We start from the raw sequence: 16,399 nt of genomic DNA on the forward strand, positions 1-16,399 counted from the left end.
TTAGGAAGGGCGCGAAGTACCAGCGGAGAGCCCCCCAATGTCCGAGACCGTCCAGATCCCCTCCATCAAGCACGATGGCACCATCCCCGCCTATGTCGCGCGTCCGGCCGGCACGCCCAAGGCGGCGATCATCGTCATTCCTGAGATCTTCGGGGTCAATCCGGGGATCCGCCAAAAGGCCGACAAGTGGGCGGCGAAAGGCTATCTTGCGGTCGCGCCCGATATCTTCTGGCGCTTCGCGGCGGGGGTGGAACTCAACCCCGATGTCGAGGCCGAGCTCAACCAGGCGTTCGGCTATTTCCAACAATATGATCCGGCCGACGGGGTCTATGACATCGAGAGCGCGATCAAGTGGATCCGGGGTGAAGGCGTCAGCAAGGTCGGCTGCTCGGGCTACTGCCTAGGCGGGCGGCTCGCCTACATGGCGGCGGCGCGGACCGATATCGACGCCTCGGTTGGCTATTACGGGGTGATGATCGATACGATGCTGGATGAAGCGCATCACATCGCCAACCCGCTGCTGCTGCACATTGCCTGCGAAGACCAGTTCGTTTCGGCCGAGGCCCAGGCTGCGGTCCATGCTGGGCTCGACGATCACCCGCGGGTGACGCTGCACGACTATCCCGGCATGCCGCACGGCTTCGCCGCCGAGATGGGCGACCGCCGCCATGACGCCGAGGCCGAGCTGGCCGACAGCCGGACCGAAGCCTTCCTGGCCGAGCACCTGGCATGAGCGGCGCGCGCAAGGGCGTAGCCGCCTGGCACGAATACATGGAAAGCGGCGGCGATGCCGACCTGCTTTCCGCGCTGACCGCCGAAGACGCGGTGTTCCACTCGCCGGTGGTCCACTCCCCGCAAGCGGGCAAGGCCAAGGTCATGCTCTACCTGCTCAGCGCCGCAAAGGTGCTGGGCAATGACAGCTTTGTCTATGTCCGCGAAGTGGTCGAGGGCAACGACGCCCTGCTCGAGTTCACCAGCGAGATCGACGGGATCTACATCAATGGGATCGATCTGATCCGCTTTGATGATGAGGGGAAGATCAAGGATTTCAAGGTGATGGTCCGCCCGGTCAAGGCGGTCAACAAGCTATGGGAAATGATGGCGGCGCAGCTTCAGGCGGCGCAGGGCTAGGCCCCGAGGCTGCGGCGCAGGAATTCCAGCCTCAGTTCGACCGGCACCAGCGGCAGGTCGGTCACCGCATAGCCATAGCGTTTCCACGCTGCGGTCACGGCCTCGTCGCTCGCCACGGCTTGCTCCCAATCCTGAATCCGTTCGGCATCCTGGACATAGATTGCGGCCCAGGCCGGTGCGCGCAGGATCGGGCCCTGATAGCGCAGGTCACGGCAGGCCTGATCCACCGCGCGCGGCACGGTCAGACCCGATACGTCGAGAAAACCCACTACATCGGGAAAGCCGCGATCGAACAGCACCGGTTCGGGATGTCCGGCGTGGCGCTCGAACTCATGACGGTGCGCCGCAAGCATGGCTTCGGCGAAACCAAGTGGATCGCTTGCCCGCAGTGCCATGCCGCCGGGTGACTTGAGCAGCTCGCGCGCGACCTCGGGTGAGGTCTGTACGCCCGCGGCTGCGGCGGCATCCAGCAGGGTGGTCTTGCCCGCCCCCGGCGCGCCGGTAAGAACCGCGTGCCGGGGAACGAGCAGGCCCATCTTATTGATTCATCGTCGCGAAGAAGTCTTCGTTGGTCTTGGAATCCTTCATCTTGTCGAGCAGGAATTCCATCGCGTCGACCGTGCCCATCTGCATCAGAATCCGGCGCAGCACCCACATCTTGCTGAGCTTGTCCTTGGCGACCAGCAGTTCTTCCTTGCGGGTCCCGGACTTGCCGACATCGAGCGCCGGGAAGATCCGCTTGTCGGCCACCTTGCGGTCAAGCACGATTTCGCTGTTACCGGTGCCCTTGAACTCTTCGAAGATCACTTCGTCCATGCGGCTGCCGGTATCGATCAGCGCGGTTGCGATGATCGACAGGCTGCCGCCCTCCTCGATGTTGCGCGCCGCGCCGAAGAAGCGCTTGGGGCGCTGCAGGGCGTTGGCGTCGACACCGCCGGTCAGGACCTTGCCCGACGACGGCACCACGGTGTTGTAGGCGCGGCCGAGGCGGGTGATCGAATCGAGCAGGATCACCACGTCGCGCTTGTGCTCGACCAGCCGCTTGGCCTTCTCGATCACCATTTCGGCAACCTGGACGTGGCGGGTGGCGGGCTCATCGAAGGTCGAGGAGATCACCTCGCCCTTCACCGAGCGCTGCATGTCGGTGACTTCTTCCGGGCGTTCATCGACCAGCAGCACCAGCAGGAACACTTCGGGATGGTTGTCGGTGATCGCCTTGGCGATGTTCTGCAGCAGCACGGTCTTGCCGGTCCGTGGCGGGGCAACGATCAGCGCGCGCTGGCCCTTGCCCTGCGGCGAGATGATGTCGATCACCCGCGCCGACTTGTCCTTGACGGTCGGGTCGAGCGTATCGAGGCTGAGCTTTTCGTCCGGATAGAGCGGTGTCAGGTTGTCGAAATTGACGCGGTGGCGAACCGCTTCTGGATCGTCATAGTTGACACTGATCAGCTTGGTGATCGCGAAATAGCGTTCGCCGTCCTTGGGGGCGCGGACCTCGCCTTCGACCGTGTCGCCGGTGCGCAGGCCCCATTTGCGGACCTGATTGGGCGAGACGTAAATGTCGTCGGGTCCGGCCAGGTAATTCGCTTCCGGGCTGCGCAGAAAGCCGAATCCATCGGTCAGCACTTCGATCGTGCCCTGCCCGATGATTTCCTCGCCATCCTCGGCCAGTTCCTTGAGGATCGCGAACATCAGATCCTGGCGGCGCATCGTCGATGCGGCTTCGACTTCCAGCTCTTCGGCCATTTCGACCAGTTCGGCGGAGGTCTTTTTCTTGAGTTCTTTCAAGTGCATTTGTCTTGTATTCCAGTAATTTGCTTATGCTGATCTGGCCGACCGATCATGGGGCTTGGAGAAAGCGGATCGTGCCGCGAGCAAGGCGCGGTCTCGTGTCGGACAAGATCGAAATAGGCTCGCGCCCCATGTGTGTCAATCAAGCGCTGACAGCGCGGCCTATTGGCGACCCCGGCCTTGCTCGGCTTCGGCAGCATTCTGGGCGGCAGTCCCGGCGAACTGCATCGCCTTTCCGGCGCGCAGTGCGCAGCTGGCCACTTCGGCGTCGATCCCTTTGAAGAAGCCGGTTTGGGAACCGATCCTTCGGATGTGTCCGGTCCAGTCGGCTTCAGCGACCTGCCCATCCAATCGGCCGACAAAGTAGGATGAGGCGGCGAGCAGACCGTAACGCTTATCCTTCTCTTTCTCGTCAACACCGCCAACCGAATAAAGCATCGCCATGAAACAGCGCATGTCTGCCTCGGTGGCGGGGGGCAGCGGCTGGGTCGCGGCACCGGCCGCAGCGATCATCGGAAACAGGAACATCGGACTTCCCCTTCGAACTGGCCAGTCAGAACGGCCGCAGCACCACCAGGATCACGATCAGCACCGCAGCCAGGCCTGGCACTTCGTTGAGCAGCCGCAGACGCCGGCCGGTCAACCGCCGCTCACCGCGTTGCAGCGCGGCGTGATATCCCGCCAGCCAGACATGATAGGCGCTCAGCGCCAAAACCAGCGCCAGCTTCGCGTGGAACCAGCCTTGGGCAAAGGCTCCCGTGACATAGGCCAGCGTCAGCCCTAGCACCCAGACCACCACCAGCGAGGGCCACAGGATGATCTTGAGCAGCTTGCCTTCGCGGTCGAGCCAAACTGCGTTCTCGGGCGATCCCTCAGGCGCTTCCTGATGATAGACGAAATAGCGCGGGAGCATAAACAGCCCGGCCATCCAGAAGATCACGAAAATGATGTGGCCGGCCTTGAGCCAGAGATAGGTCATGGAAAGCACCCAGGTCATGTGCGGCTATATAGGTCAGCCCCACCAGTTTCGCACCAGATTCAACAGCTGGCCAACGTGCTCGACCGGCGTGGTCTGCCCGATCCCGTGGCCAAGGTTGAACACGTGCGGGCGATCGGCGAAGGCCTCGAGGATCTTCAATGCCTGACGGTCCATCTCCTCGCCCCCGGCCAGCAGCAACAGCGGATCGAGGTTGCCCTGCACCGGCAGCCCGGCGGGCAGGGCCTTGTCGGCCCACAGCGGATCGATCGTTTCGTCAAGCCCGACCGCGTGAACCGCGGTTTCGCGCGCATAGGCCGGGAGTTTTTCCCCGGCACCCTTGGGAAAGCCGATCACCGGTACATGCGGAAAGCGGGCCTTGATTGCCGCGACGATCGCCGCGTTGGGCGCGATCACCCAGCGTTCGAATTCGGATGGGGCCAGGCTGCCGGCCCACGAATCGAACAGTTGCACCGCTTCGGCCCCGGCAAGGATCTGCCCGCCGAGATATTCGATTGTTACCGCCACGATTCCATCGATGATCGCCTGGAACGCAGCAGGATCGCGATAGGCCAGCTCGCGGGTGACGTGCTGATCGCGGCTGCCCTCCCCCGCCACCATGTAGGTCGCGACGGTCCACGGGCTGCCCGCGAAACCCAGCATGGTCTTGCCGGGCGGGAGCAGCGCCTTCACCTGCTTGACCGTTTCATAGATCGGGTTGAGCCGTTCCGGCACGGCATGCAGGCTGGCCAGCGCGGCATCGGCGAGGCGCGGCGAAAGGTGCGGGCCCTCGCCCTGCAGAAACTCCAGATCCTGGCCCATCGCATAGGGCACGATCAGGATGTCGGAAAACAGGATAGCCCCGTCCATGCCATAGCGGCGCAGTGGCTGGATCGTGATCTCCGCGGCGGCCTCGCTGTTATAGACCAGCGCGAGAAATCCGCCCTTCTCGGCCCGCAGCGCGCGGTACTCGGGCAAGTAGCGCCCAGCCTGGCGCATCAGCCATGCCGGCCGGGGACGGACGTTTTCTCCATGCAGGGTATCGAGCAGCAAACCGGGCATCGCAGGCCTATTCCAATCAAATACAAATAAGATTCTTAATAGGATTCAGGTGTAGTTGGCCCTGTGGAAAGCGGGCACAAGCGCGCCTTGCCGGAATTCTCCCGCGCTGAACAGGGTAAAGGCGATCCCGAATCGCGTCGCCCCCGCGTCAACCGCATCTTATCCCCACTGTCCCCAGCCTGTGGGGAACACCGTCCACATGTCCACAAGTGCCCGATCCGAATCCCGGCAGTGGGGGCGGATCGTGATGGCAAACTTGTACCCGCATTCCTCCCGTGGTTTATGCAGAGGACTGTCCACAGGGGTTCTCCGTTTCCGATCATGCCGCGCCTGCACCTTCACCTGCTATCGGATTCGACCGGCGAAACGCTTGAGATGCTGGCCAAGGCCGCGCTCGCCCAGTTCGAAGGGGCAGAGGTGATCCGCCATTTCTGGCCGATGGTCCGCTCGCAGCAGCACCTTGACCGGATCATGGGAGAGATCGGTGCCAATCCGGGGCTGGTCTTCTATACCCTGGTCAATCCCGAAACGCGAACCAAGCTGGAGGAGCGTTGCCGCGCACTCGGCCTGCCGGTGGTCCCGGTGCTCGATGCCGCGGTCGAGGCGCTGGAAGCGGCGCTGGGCCAGCACCCGAAGGCCCGCCCGGGCAGCCAGCACGCGATGAACGAGGCCTATTTCAAGCGCGTCGACGCGATCCACTATACTATTGCCCACGATGACGGGGTCGGCTGGGAGAATTGGGAAGAGGCCGATATCGTCCTCGCCGGGGTGTCGCGCAGCTCGAAGACCCCGACCAGCATCTACCTCGCCAATCGCGGCTACAAGGTTGCCAATATCCCGATCGTGGTGGAAAGCCCGCCGCCTCCGGCGCTCTACGGGCTCAAGCATCCGCTGGTGGTTGGCCTCACCACTGCGCCGGACCGGCTGGTCCAGGTCCGCCGCAACCGTCTGCTCTCGCTAAACCAGGCGCCAGAGACCGCCTATGTCGATGCCGACCGGGTCGCGCGCGAGGTGCAATATGCCCGGCGGATGTTTGCCGACAACGACTGGCCGGTGATCGATGTCACCCGCCGCTCGATCGAGGAAACCGCCGCGGCGGTGATCAACCTCTACAACGAGCGCCACCCCCAGGAAGAGAGCGACGCGTGAGCCTGATCCTCGCTTCGCAAAGCGCTTCGCGGCGCGCGATGCTCGATGCAGCCGGGGTAACTTACCGCGCGGTCCCGGCGCATCTCGATGAGCGCGCGCTTGAGGCTGGCCTCGGCGATGCCTCACCGGGCCAAGTGGCGGTCGAACTGGCTGCGGCCAAGGCACTTGCGGTTGCTCGCGATCATCCCGGCGCCTTGGTGCTGGGCAGCGATTCGCTGGTCGAGGTCGACGGGCGGCGCTTTGACAAGCCGGAAAGCCGCGATCAGGCTGCGGACCATCTACGGACCTTCTCGGGCCAGGAAATGCGGCTTTACTCTGCCGCCGCGTTGGCGCGCGACGGCGCGGTGCTCTGGCGTCACGCAACCCTCGCCCGGCTCACGGTTCGCGAACTCTCCGATGCCTTTATCGAGGACTATCTGAGCCACGAATGGCCGGCAGTCTCCGGCTGTGTCGGGGTATTCCGGATCGAGGCGCGCGGCGTGCAATTGTTCGAAGCCATCGAAGGCGATCACTTCACCGTATTGGGCATGCCGCTGCTCGACGTGCTTGGTGCCTTGCGTGAAGCCGGGGAGTTACCGGCATGAGCGCTCCCTACGCCGAGGTGATCGGTGATCCGATCGCCCAGTCGAAAAGCCCGGCGATCCACACCTTCTGGCTCGGCAAGCTGGGGATCGATGCCGATTACCGCGCTTGCCATGTGGAGCCGGAGGGGTTGGCCGAGTACTTCGCCGCGCGCCGCGCCGATCCCGACTGGCGCGGCTGCAATGTCACCATGCCGCACAAGCAGGCGGTGATGCCGCTGCTCGGCGCGCTTGACCCGCTGGCTACACGGATCGGGGCGGTCAACACCGTGGTGCGTGGCGAGGACCGGCAGCTGACCGGGTACAACACCGATGTCGCGGGGTTTCTCGAGCCGCTTTTACCATTGCTGGCAGAAAGTCACCTCTACCGGATGGCACGAATCTTGGGGGCCGGCGGTGCGGCGCGGGCGATCGTTGCGGCGCTGGCCGACAAGGGCTTCACCCTGGTCCTCGCCGCGCGCGATCCGGCCAGGGCGCGGGCGCTGCTCGATGAGCTGGCACCCAAGGGCGAGCATCATGCGGTCGATCTCGCGCATTTTGCCCCAGAAACCGATTTCGCTTTCGACGACCGTACACAGTTGCTGGATCTGGTGATCAATGCCAGCCCGCTCGGCATGGCCGGGCAGCCGCCGCTCGCTTTCGATTTCAGCCATGCCCCGCCAGGCAGCGTGGTTTATGACATTGTCACCAACCCGCTGGAGACGCCGCTTCTGGCAGAGGCGCGGCAGCGCGGTTTTGCCACGATCGATGGCCTTGCCATGCTGATTGGCCAGGCGGCGGCGGCCTTTGAGAAGTTCTTCGGCCAGCCTGCCCCGCGCAGGTACGATGCCGAATTGCGCGAACTGCTGACCCGATGAGCGAGAAGCGCCCCTTCATCCTCGGCCTGACCGGTTCGATCGGGATGGGCAAAAGCGCTGTGGCGGCGATGTTCCGCGGCCTCGGCGTGCCGGTCTTTGATGCCGACGCCGCGGTGCACGAACTGCAGGGTCCGGGCGGGGCTTGCCTCGCCCCGATCGAACGGGCCTTTCCCGGCACGACCGGTCCGGCGGGAGTCGACCGGCAAAAACTGGGTGCGGCGGTATTCGGCAATCCGCAGGCGCTCAAACTGCTCGAATCGATCGTCCACCCCGAAGTAGCCGAGCTGCGTCGGGTCTTTCTGGCCGACAATGCCGATGCGCCGCTGATCGTGTTCGACATTCCGCTGCTGTTCGAAAAGACCGGCCAGCATGGGCTCGACGCGGTGGTGGTGGTTTCCGCCCCGGCCGATCAGCAGCGGGAGCGGGTCCTGGCCCGGCCCGGCATGACGGTTGAGAAATTCGAGCAGATCCTGAAGCTGCAGGTGCCCGATGCCGAAAAGCGCGCACGGGCCGATCATGTGATCGATACCGGGGTCAGCCTCGCCGAAACCCGCCATGCAGTTCAGCGCCTGGTCCATCTGCTGACCGGACAACAAAAATAGCTGCATGACCCCTTGTAACCGATCTGTAATGGGCAGATATCGGATGGGTAATGCGAGAGATCATCTTCGACACGGAAACCACCGGACTTGATCCCAAAAGCGGTGACCGTCTGGTCGAAATCGGCTGCATCGAGATGGTCAACCGGGTGCCGACCGGCGAGACATTCCACTGCTACTTCAATCCCGATCGCGACATGCCGGCCGAGGCCGAGCGGGTTCACGGGCTGTCGATCAGCTTCCTGTCCGACAAGCCGCGGTTTCACGAAAAGGCTGCCGATTTCCTCGAGTTCATCGGGGAAGAGACGATGCTGGTCGCGCACAACGCCGGGTTCGACTTTGGCTTCGTCAATTCCGAGCTGGAAATGTGCGGGCTGCCGCCACTGTCGCGTGAACGGATGATCGATACCGTGGCCATGGCCCGGATGCGGCACCCTGGTGCGAAGAACTCGCTCGATGCGCTGTGCACCCGCTATGGCATCGACCGCAGCCACCGCACCAGACACGGCGCGCTGCTTGACGCCGAACTGCTGGCGCAGGTCTATGTCGAACTGACCGGCGGACGCCAGATCGGCCTGTCGCTGGCTGCTGAAACCCAGGCGATCGAGGTGACGACGCTTTCTGTCGCCCGTCGGACCCGACCCTTCCGTCCCGCCCGTCCGCATGCGGCGAGCGAGGCTGAACGCGCGGCGCATGCCGCGTTCCTCGAAACGGTGAAGTCTCCGGTATGGAACGACTGATCCTGTTTCGATCACTTTGACAGGAGAAGCTACCATGGACATTCGCGTATCCGGCCACCAGGTTGAAACTGGCGAAGCGCTGCAAGAGCATGCACAGACCCGCCTGGCCGCGATTGTCGAGAAGTACTTTCCCAAGGCATTGTCCGGAACGGTGACCTTCAACCGCGCGCCGGCGGCGGCGTTCCGCTGCGATATTGTCACCCACCCGATGCAGGGGCTGGTGCTCAAGGGTGCCGGAATCGCGCAGGACGCGCATGTCGCGCTCGATCAGGCGGCCGAAAAGATCGACAAGCAGCTGCGCCGCTACAAGCGCCGGATCAAGGACCGGCACGAAGCCTCGACTCATGCCCAGCGGACCGAGGAAGCGGCCTATACCGTGTTCGCTGAGCCCGATGAGGCGGCCGAGGAAGTCAATGTCGATGCCCCGGTGGTGATTGCCGAAACCCGGGTCGACGTGCCCGAAGCGACCGTTTCCGACGCGGTCATGATGCTCGACCTGCGCAACACCAATGCCCTGCTGTTCAAGAATGCTGGCACCGGCAGGCATAATATGGTTTATCGCCGCGGTGATGGTTCGATCGGATGGGTTGAACCAAGCTGACGCGCAGGCTAAAGGCGCGCGCTATTCCGACAAGTGAGGGGGGCTTGTGGCGGCATCAACCGCTGCCCGAACCATTGCTGGTCCGGTCGCGCAACTTGGATTGAACGTCTGAAATGACAGCACTATTCACCTTGATGCCCGAAGCTGTTGGCACCATCGATGCCGACAGCAAGCAGGCCATCCTCGACCAGCTCGCGCAGCGATTCGCCGGCGTCTACGGGCTTGATCCCGTGCTGGTGCTCGAACGGATCGAAGAGCGCGAAAAGCTGGGCAGCACCGGTTTCGGGCGCGGCGTGGCGATCCCGCATGCCCGGATCCCCGGGCTCAGCCGTCCGGTCGGGGCCTTTCTGCGGCTGACAAGCCCGGTCGCCTTCGATGCCGCCGACGGTATGCCGGTTGATCTGGTGTTCGGCCTGCTTTCACCCGAATCTGCCGGAGCCGCGCACCTTCACGCCCTCGCCGCGATCAGCCGGCTGATGCGCGACGAGGCGATGCACCGCGCGCTGGGTGAGGCTCCGGGGGCAGAAGCGCTTTACGGACTGCTTTCGAATTCGATCGAAAAGGACGCGGCGTAATCACGCGCCTGCCCGCCCACCTTGAAGTGGCGGGCCTGATCCGGGCGGTCGAGGCATCGGGCGGTTTTGCGGCCGTGCTCCATAAAGGTGAACGCGAAGCCGGCACAATCCTAGTCGTCCTGACCGAAAACGGCGCGAATACGCGGCTTTTCGAGCGCATGCCGAGTGTCGAAACAGGCCGTGAATGGATCTGTACCTTGGTTCAAGATCCTGAAAATAAACCTGAATTTAACCAGGTATTGGAGCGCAGGACAGCCCGCGACCGTGATCTGTGGATTATCGAACTGGATATCGCGGATGGTGAACGGTTCATCCCATAGACAGGGATGATGGGTTGACTTTGCTGCAGCGCACAATCAAAGGCGCGGGCAATCTTTGATGCGCAGGCGGCGCGCGCGGGCAATGCGGTCCGCCACGCAAGCACGCAGACGGGGGGCAGCCGGCAGGACTTCCGGCTTGGGGCTTTGAAACCGCACAGCGGCAGAATCGTTCCCAACCATCCTGCGCCTGGTGCGTCCACCGCCCAAAAAGTTCTTATTGTGAGTCCCAAGCTTCAAAAGGCCTCCGCGCTTGCGGTGGCCGCAATGATCGTAACGATAGTTGCCAGCGCCGGTGGTTCGGGCGCGGCGGCGCAGAACAGAGTTCCTGCGCCAGCCATCCAGGAACCAGTCACCCAGATCAATTCGCAGCTGATTGTCGAGCCGCTTCCCGCTGAGGCCCAGATCAAGGTCCCCCAGGTGGTCGAAGCGCCCGAAGTCTTGCCTGCACCTGCCATCAAGGCGCCGTCGCTTGTCGCGATGGTCTCGGCCCAGCCGCAGCCTTCGGAACTCCCGCGTGAACTGCACTGCCTGGCCGGCGCGACCTATTTCGAGGCCAAGAGCGAATCGCTGGCCGGCCAGCTCGCTGTGGCGCGGGTGATCGTCGCCCGCTCGAAGTCGGGCCGCTTTCCCAATTCCTATTGCGGCGTGGTATTCCAGCCCTCGCAGTTCTCGTTCGTGCGGGGCCGTTCGATGCCGGCGATCGCGAAGGGTTCAAAGCAATGGAAGAATGCCGTGGCGATCGCGCAGATTGCCCATGCCAACAGCTGGGCCAGCCCGGTTGAAGGCGCGCTGTTCTTCCACGCGGCCTATGTCAGCCCCGGCTGGAAGCTCCGCCGGGTCGGCCGGATCGACAATCACGTTTTCTATCGTTGATTGACCGGACAGTTCGATCAAGGGGCGGGCCACGTGCCTGCCCCTTTTCGTTTGTACCTAGCTCTCGGGCTTAAATTCGACCCAGACTGGGGCGTGATCGCTGGCCTTCTCGCGCCCGCGGTGTTCCTTGTCGACGCCGCAAGCGACCAGCCGGTCGGCCAGTTCGGGCGAAAGCAGCGCGTGATCGATCCGGAACCCGTGATCGCGCTGCCAGGCACCGGCCTGGTAATCCCAATAGGTCCAGATCCCGCCCTGCGGATTATGCGTGGCAAGGGCATCGGTCCAGCCGTCACCCAGCAACCGGAAGTACGCATCGCGCGATTCGGGCTGCATCAGCGCATCATCGGCCATTGCCTTGGGTGACCAGACGTCGTTGTCGTGCGGGATCACGTTGAAATCGCCCAGCACGATTGCGGGAACCTCTTCGGCCCGGATCGCGGCCATCCGCGCCCGCAGCCGCTCCATCCAGCGCAGCTTGTAGTCGAATTTCGGACCCGGCTGGGGGTTGCCGTTGGGCAAGTAGATGCAGGCCACCCGGGTGCCGAATACCTCGGCTTCAAGGTAGCGCGAATGATCGTCTTCGGGTTCCCCCGGCAAGCCGCGCTGGACTTCGATCGGGGTCATCCCGTCGGCCAGGATCGCGACTCCGTTGAAGCTCTTCTGGCCATGCCACAGCGCGTGATAGCCCAGCTTGTGGAACTCGTCGGCGGGGAAACCTTCGTCCTGGGTCTTGATCTCCTGCAGGCAGGCCACCGCCGGGCGGGTCTCTGCCAGCCATTCCAGCAAGCGCGGCAAGCGCGCCTTGATCCCGTTGATGTTGAAAGTGGCGATCCGCATCAGATGGCGAAGGACGAACCGCAGCCGCATCCGGCGCTGGCATTGGGATTGGTCACCCGAAAGGCAGCGCCGCCCAGCGATTCGACGTAATCCACCTCGCTGCCGGCAACCAGATCGAGGCTGACCGGATCGACCACCAGGCTGACCCCGTCGCGTTCGATCACCAGGTCATCGCCATAGGGCGCATCTTCCAGTCCGAACTTGTACTGGAACCCGGAACAGCCGCCGCCTTCAACCGAAAGGCGCAGGATCGCAGGCTTGCCCTGCTTGGCCGCAATCGCTGCGACGCGGGCGGCGGCAGAGGGGCTGAGAGTCATCGTGGGCGCATCCATGGACCCGATGTAGGGACTGCCGTCCGCATCGGCAAGAAATCACGCGCTCTGGATATAGCTCCGCATCGCCTCGGCATCTGCAACCACCCGGTCGATCCGGTATTTGACCAGATCGCCGATCGAGACGAAGCCCAGCATTTTCTCGTCTTCGACTACCGGCAGGTGGCGAATCCGGCGGCGGGTCATCTGGCCCAGCGCGTCGAGCACGTCGGTGCGCGGATCGACCGTGATCGGCGGTGAGGTCATCACATCGCCGACCGACTTCTCCAGCATCGCCGGGCCGTGCGCCGCGAGCTGATAGACCACATCGCGTTCGGAGAAGATTCCGGCGATCTTGCCGCCGGCGAAAACCGGCAGCGCGCCGATTCGCTTTTCGGCCAGAATCTGAACCGCTTCAGCCACGCTGGTATGGGTGTCGCAGCTGACGATATCGCTGCTTCGCCCTTCAATCAGTCGCGCAATCGTCATGGCAACTCTCCGGGTCTGTTATGGTCCCGCGAGGATGACACGAAGCGCAAGCTTTGGCGAGTCAGGGTTCTTCCGGTTCGCTTTCTTCGGGATAGAGCCGGAAGTCCTCGACCGGGGTGCCCCCGATCAGATGCTCCTGAATGATCCGTTCCAGCACCGGCTCGCTCGCCGAATGGTACCAGACCCCCTCGGGATAGACCACGGCGATTGGCCCGGCGGCACAGATCTTGAGGCAATCCGCTTTCGTCCGGGCGATCCCGCCATCGCGGTCAAGCTTCAGTTCCTTGAGCCGCTTCTTGAGGAATTTCCAGGCCGGCGCACCGACTGCGGGCGAACAGCATTCGCCCTTCTGGGCTTCGGCGCACAGGAAGATGTGGCGGCGAGTGGAATCGCCGCCATTGATGGCAAGCGCGGCGCGGGCGCGGGCCAGCTCTGCCGGGTCGACGCTCATGCCCGCAGGCTCCATTCGGCCAGAATCGCGCGGTAATCCTCGGCAATCGGAGTCGGGCGGTCGTCGGCGATCGCCACCAGCGCAGAGCGGGCAAAAGCCACCGGGCGGCCGTTCTGGACCAGCAGCTGGACCACGCTCCAGCTGGAATTGCCGACCCGTTCGACCGCGCAGTGAACGGTGACCGGGTCGGGAAAATGGCCCTGGCTGAGGTATTCCATCGCCACGCTGGCAACCATGGCCCGGCGCTCTCCGATCCGGATCGCGCTGCCCATGCTCATGTTGAAGCGCACTCGGGCGTCTTCCATCATCGCTGCCAGCGCCACGTTGTTGAGATGCTGGTTGGGATCGATATCGGCGAACCGCGTGGTGATCGCATGAGCAAAGGGATAGCGCGCCGGATCGAGCAGCGCCGCGTCGGGACGGGCCATTGGCCTACTTCGGCGCCTTGAGCCAGCGATCGAGCCAACCGAGCACGGTCTGATGCCATTGCAACGAATTCTTGGGCTTTAGCACCCAGTGATTCTCGTCCGGGAAAACCAGCAACTCGGCCTCAACCCCCTTACGCTGCAACGCGGTGAAAGCGCCCAGCCCCTGGCTGTAGGGAATCCGGAAGTCCTTCTCTCCCAGCACGACCAGCATCGGGGTCTGCCACTTGGCGACGTGGTTGGCGGGGTTCCACTTTTCGTAAGCGGCCGGATCCTCGTGATAGGGTTTGCCGCCGTGTTCCCATTCGTTGAACCACAGTTCCTCGGTCGAATAGGCCATTGCGCGCGAATCGAACACGCCGTTGTGATTGACCAGGCACCGGAACCGATCTGGCCATTGCCCTTCGATCCAGTTCATCATGTAGCCGCCATAACTTGCCCCCAGCGCGCAGGCGCGGCTGCCGTCAAGCTGCGGCCGTCCGGCCAGCGCGGCATCGAGCCCAAGCTTGAGATCCTCAAGCGGCTTGCCGCCCCAGTCCCGGTTGATCGAATCGGTGAAGGCCTGACCGTAACCGGTGCTTCCGTGGAAATCGATCGAGACCACGGCATAGCCCTGGCTGGCAAAAATGCGGGGGTTCCAGCGGAACGACCAGCCATCGCCGAACGAACCTTGCGGGCCGCCATGAACGAACAGCAGGACCGGCAACTTGCCAGTGGCATTGGCCGGCATGTGCACTTGCCCCCAAACCGTGGCGCCGCCCGCGCCCTTGAAGCTGAACCGCTCGCTTTTCAGCGCGACCAGCGCGCCAAGCTGGGCATCGTTGGCGCGGCTCAGCTGACGCGGTGCCTTGCCCTTTTCGGCAATCCATACTTCGGCCGGGTAGGAGATGCTGTCACGCGTGTAGAGGATCGCGCCGTTCGCCAGCGGGGTAAGATTGGCGATGTGGCCTTCGCGCATTCCTTTGGGTGCGAGCGCGAGGCGGGTTACCTTGCCACCGGCCAGTTCGACCCGGAAGGCCGGGGTATCGAGCACATCTTCGGCGGTGACGATTAACGCCTTCGAATCCGGTGTCCATGTCAGCGACCCAGCCGAACGATCCCACCCGGCGGTGAGGGCCCGCTTCTCGTGTGTTGCCAGGTTCATGACATGCACGACTTGGCGGTCGCTTTCATAGCCGGGACGGGCCATCGCCACCCAGGCCAGCCACTTGCCGTCGGGCGAGGGAGTAGGCAGCGTGTCGGTGGCGAGATTGCTCTTGGTCGGGCTGTGCGGAGCCTTACCGTCCAGCATGGCGTGCCAGACATCGAGGTTGGTTGAGAGCGGCTCTTTGGCATCGGCCTGGCGCGCAGCGAAGAACACGCTTTTCGAATCTGCTGCCCAGGCCAGTTCCTCGCCCCCGCCCATCGGCTTGGACGGGATGTCGCCGGTCAACGTGCCGACCGGTCCGTCGAGCGAGACGGCCGCGCCCGCCACCTTGCCGTCGGCGGCCAGGTCCAGCGCAAAGCCGCGGCTATAGTTGCCAGGGGTTTCCCAGCTGTCCCAATGGCGGACGAAGCCGGTGCCGTGCTTATAATGCCGGGCACTGCCAGGGCCCGGCTGGCTGGTATTGCCATCGTTATCGCAGCCCAACGTCGGGCAATCGCGTGCAACATCGCCCCAGACCAGGATCCGCTTGCCATCCGGCGAAAGCTTGAATCCCGCCACATCGGCCTTGAAATCACTGGCCTGAACCGGCGCGGCGCCCGATGCAGAAAGGTCAAGGAACCAGACCTGATCCTTGCCGCTCTTGTCCGAGATGAAATAGAGCCGCTTGCCGTCGGGGCTGAAGGCCGGGCTGTTTTCACCCGCATCGGCCAGATCGCCGATCCGCTCGGCCGCGCCGCCTTTTGCGGGAACGCGCCACAAACCGGTCGCGCGCTTGTAACTGGCCGGATCGGTATCGGTCTGCTGGAATACCACCCAGGCCCCGTCGGGTGACGCGGTCGGCGCACCGACCCGCTTGAGAGTGATCAGATCTTCAGGGGTCATCGCCCGCGGCGCGGTCTGCGCGGCGGCGGGCATGGCGATCAGGGACAGGGCGAGCGCGCCAAGCGCAATGGCAGGATGCTTCATGGAGGCCCGATTAGCGCGGACCGCGCGGCAGGCCTAGCCCTTCTTGCCGACGATCCTGGCAATCTCGGCCGCGACCATCCGCTCCACCAGTGGCGGCAGGTTCTTGTCGAGCCATTCGGCCAGGGCCGGACGCAGCAATTCGCGGGTCAGGGCTTCCAGCGAGGTTTCGCCCGAGCGGACGATCTGCGGCGCGGCGCGCGGTTCGGCCATTACCGCCAGCGCCGCCAGCGATTCGCTGATCGAGCTGACCGTATCGTTGGGTAGCAGCGGGGCATCTTCTGCCGCGCTCTCTTCCTCGACCAGTTCGCCGATCGAATCGAGATCGAGGATGTCGTCATCCTCGGCCGATTCGGGTTCGACAGGTTGAGCGACAGGCTCGGCCCGCGTCGACGGCTCGGCCACAACGCCGCGATTGTCCCGCGCGATCACTTTCTTGATCGAATCGAGGATTTCCTCGACCGAAGGTTCACCAGCCTGGCGCATTGCCCAAAATCCCCAAGCCGTCCCGCAGCGGGACA

At 63.8% G+C, this 16,399-nt stretch carries 23 protein-coding genes; 11 read left to right on the forward strand and 12 right to left on the reverse strand.

Annotation, left to right across the window (positions count from 1 at the left end; all coding sequences use genetic code 11):
- Window positions 1-37 precede the first annotated feature (37 nt).
- Both B2V17_RS01340 and B2V17_RS01345 read left to right on the forward strand, forming a co-directional pair.
- Window positions 38-733 (forward strand): dienelactone hydrolase family protein, encoded by a 696-nt coding sequence (locus B2V17_RS01340; RefSeq protein WP_292994383.1) that lies wholly within the window; start codon window positions 38-40, stop codon window positions 731-733.
- A complete protein-coding gene (locus B2V17_RS01345) occupies window positions 730-1,131 on the forward strand; it encodes a nuclear transport factor 2 family protein (protein ID WP_292994385.1) in 402 nt (133 codons plus the stop codon). Before B2V17_RS01340 ends, B2V17_RS01345 begins: the two co-directional genes overlap by 4 nt.
- On the opposite strand, the gene B2V17_RS01350 is transcribed toward B2V17_RS01345, so the two are convergent.
- From B2V17_RS01350 to hemE, 5 genes are all read right to left on the reverse strand, one after another.
- Entirely contained in the window at window positions 1,128-1,667 is a 540-nt protein-coding gene (locus tag B2V17_RS01350) for an AAA family ATPase (RefSeq protein ID WP_292994387.1), read from the reverse strand. The two genes, B2V17_RS01345 and B2V17_RS01350, sit on opposite strands and share 4 nt — an antisense overlap.
- 1 nt (window position 1,668) lies before the next feature.
- Window positions 1,669-2,925: a transcription termination factor Rho gene (rho, locus tag B2V17_RS01355; protein ID WP_292994389.1), complete on the reverse strand. Its 1,257-nt coding sequence runs from the start codon at window positions 2,923-2,925 to the stop codon at window positions 1,669-1,671.
- A gap of 159 nt (window positions 2,926-3,084) precedes the next feature.
- The gene (locus B2V17_RS01360) at window positions 3,085-3,450 is read right to left on the reverse strand and encodes a hypothetical protein (protein ID WP_292994391.1); all 366 of its coding nucleotides are present in this window, start codon (window positions 3,448-3,450) and stop codon (window positions 3,085-3,087) included.
- 25 nt (window positions 3,451-3,475) lie between these two features.
- Complete coding sequence (locus B2V17_RS01365; RefSeq protein ID WP_414690739.1) at window positions 3,476-3,901, reverse strand: CopD family protein; 426 nt, start codon at window positions 3,899-3,901, stop codon at window positions 3,476-3,478.
- 33 nt (window positions 3,902-3,934) lie between these two features.
- Complete coding sequence (gene hemE / locus B2V17_RS01370; protein ID WP_292994395.1) at window positions 3,935-4,960, reverse strand: uroporphyrinogen decarboxylase; 1,026 nt, start codon at window positions 4,958-4,960, stop codon at window positions 3,935-3,937.
- A 321-nt stretch (window positions 4,961-5,281) separates the two neighbouring features.
- Here hemE and B2V17_RS01375 point away from each other — a divergent pair, with 321 nt between their 5' ends.
- From B2V17_RS01375 to B2V17_RS01415, 9 genes are all read left to right on the forward strand, one after another.
- Entirely contained in the window at window positions 5,282-6,109 is an 828-nt protein-coding gene (locus tag B2V17_RS01375) for a pyruvate, water dikinase regulatory protein (protein WP_292994397.1), read from the forward strand.
- On the forward strand, window positions 6,106-6,693 hold the full coding sequence (locus B2V17_RS01380) for a Maf family nucleotide pyrophosphatase (RefSeq protein WP_292994399.1): 588 nt from the start codon (window positions 6,106-6,108) through the stop codon (window positions 6,691-6,693). Before B2V17_RS01375 ends, B2V17_RS01380 begins: the two co-directional genes overlap by 4 nt.
- Window positions 6,690-7,547, forward strand: coding sequence for a shikimate dehydrogenase (gene aroE / locus B2V17_RS01385; protein ID WP_292994401.1), 858 nt, complete (start codon window positions 6,690-6,692; stop codon window positions 7,545-7,547). Before B2V17_RS01380 ends, aroE begins: the two co-directional genes overlap by 4 nt.
- Complete coding sequence (coaE, locus tag B2V17_RS01390; protein WP_292994403.1) at window positions 7,544-8,149, forward strand: dephospho-CoA kinase; 606 nt, start codon at window positions 7,544-7,546, stop codon at window positions 8,147-8,149. Before aroE ends, coaE begins: the two co-directional genes overlap by 4 nt.
- 50 nt (window positions 8,150-8,199) lie before the next feature.
- A complete protein-coding gene (dnaQ, locus tag B2V17_RS01395) occupies window positions 8,200-8,886 on the forward strand; it encodes a DNA polymerase III subunit epsilon (RefSeq protein ID WP_292994405.1) in 687 nt (228 codons plus the stop codon).
- 34 nt (window positions 8,887-8,920) lie between these two features.
- Window positions 8,921-9,487: a ribosome hibernation-promoting factor, HPF/YfiA family gene (gene hpf, locus B2V17_RS01400; protein WP_292994407.1), complete on the forward strand. Its 567-nt coding sequence runs from the start codon at window positions 8,921-8,923 to the stop codon at window positions 9,485-9,487.
- Window positions 9,488-9,600: 113 nt separating this feature from the next.
- Complete coding sequence (locus B2V17_RS01405; protein WP_292994409.1) at window positions 9,601-10,062, forward strand: PTS sugar transporter subunit IIA; 462 nt, start codon at window positions 9,601-9,603, stop codon at window positions 10,060-10,062.
- A gap of 26 nt (window positions 10,063-10,088) precedes the next feature.
- Window positions 10,089-10,382 carry a DUF1491 family protein gene (locus tag B2V17_RS01410; protein WP_414690740.1) on the forward strand — a complete coding sequence of 98 codons (294 nt, stop codon included), beginning with the start codon at window positions 10,089-10,091 and terminating at the stop codon, window positions 10,380-10,382.
- A gap of 264 nt (window positions 10,383-10,646) precedes the next feature.
- Window positions 10,647-11,255, forward strand: a complete 609-nt coding sequence (locus B2V17_RS01415) for a cell wall hydrolase (RefSeq protein ID WP_292994411.1) — start codon at window positions 10,647-10,649, stop codon at window positions 11,253-11,255.
- A gap of 57 nt (window positions 11,256-11,312) precedes the next feature.
- Here B2V17_RS01415 and xth read toward each other — a convergent pair whose 3' ends face one another.
- The 7 genes from xth to B2V17_RS01450 form a co-directional block, all read right to left on the reverse strand.
- Window positions 11,313-12,092 carry an exodeoxyribonuclease III gene (gene xth / locus B2V17_RS01420; RefSeq protein WP_292994760.1) on the reverse strand — a complete coding sequence of 260 codons (780 nt, stop codon included), beginning with the start codon at window positions 12,090-12,092 and terminating at the stop codon, window positions 11,313-11,315.
- Complete coding sequence (gene erpA, locus B2V17_RS01425) at window positions 12,092-12,424, reverse strand: iron-sulfur cluster insertion protein ErpA (protein ID WP_292994413.1); 333 nt, start codon at window positions 12,422-12,424, stop codon at window positions 12,092-12,094. The genes xth and erpA overlap by 1 nt, the downstream gene beginning before the upstream one ends.
- Before the next feature lie 39 nt (window positions 12,425-12,463).
- Window positions 12,464-12,892: a CBS domain-containing protein gene (locus tag B2V17_RS01430; RefSeq protein WP_292994415.1), complete on the reverse strand. Its 429-nt coding sequence runs from the start codon at window positions 12,890-12,892 to the stop codon at window positions 12,464-12,466.
- A gap of 61 nt (window positions 12,893-12,953) precedes the next feature.
- Complete coding sequence (locus tag B2V17_RS01435) at window positions 12,954-13,343, reverse strand: (2Fe-2S) ferredoxin domain-containing protein (RefSeq protein WP_292994417.1); 390 nt, start codon at window positions 13,341-13,343, stop codon at window positions 12,954-12,956.
- On the reverse strand, window positions 13,340-13,771 hold the full coding sequence (locus B2V17_RS01440; protein WP_292994419.1) for an acyl-CoA thioesterase: 432 nt from the start codon (window positions 13,769-13,771) through the stop codon (window positions 13,340-13,342). The genes B2V17_RS01435 and B2V17_RS01440 overlap by 4 nt, the downstream gene beginning before the upstream one ends.
- A 4-nt stretch (window positions 13,772-13,775) precedes the next feature.
- Window positions 13,776-15,881 (reverse strand): alpha/beta hydrolase family protein, encoded by a 2,106-nt coding sequence (locus B2V17_RS01445; RefSeq protein WP_292994421.1) that lies wholly within the window; start codon window positions 15,879-15,881, stop codon window positions 13,776-13,778.
- A gap of 33 nt (window positions 15,882-15,914) precedes the next feature.
- The gene (locus B2V17_RS01450; protein ID WP_292994423.1) at window positions 15,915-16,364 is read right to left on the reverse strand and encodes a DUF2497 domain-containing protein; all 450 of its coding nucleotides are present in this window, start codon (window positions 16,362-16,364) and stop codon (window positions 15,915-15,917) included.
- Window positions 16,365-16,399: the final 35 nt, after the last annotated feature.

The sequence above is a fragment of the Novosphingobium sp. UBA6272 genome, from assembly GCF_002440635.1.
Classification (GTDB): Bacteria; Pseudomonadota; Alphaproteobacteria; order Sphingomonadales; family Sphingomonadaceae; genus Novosphingobium.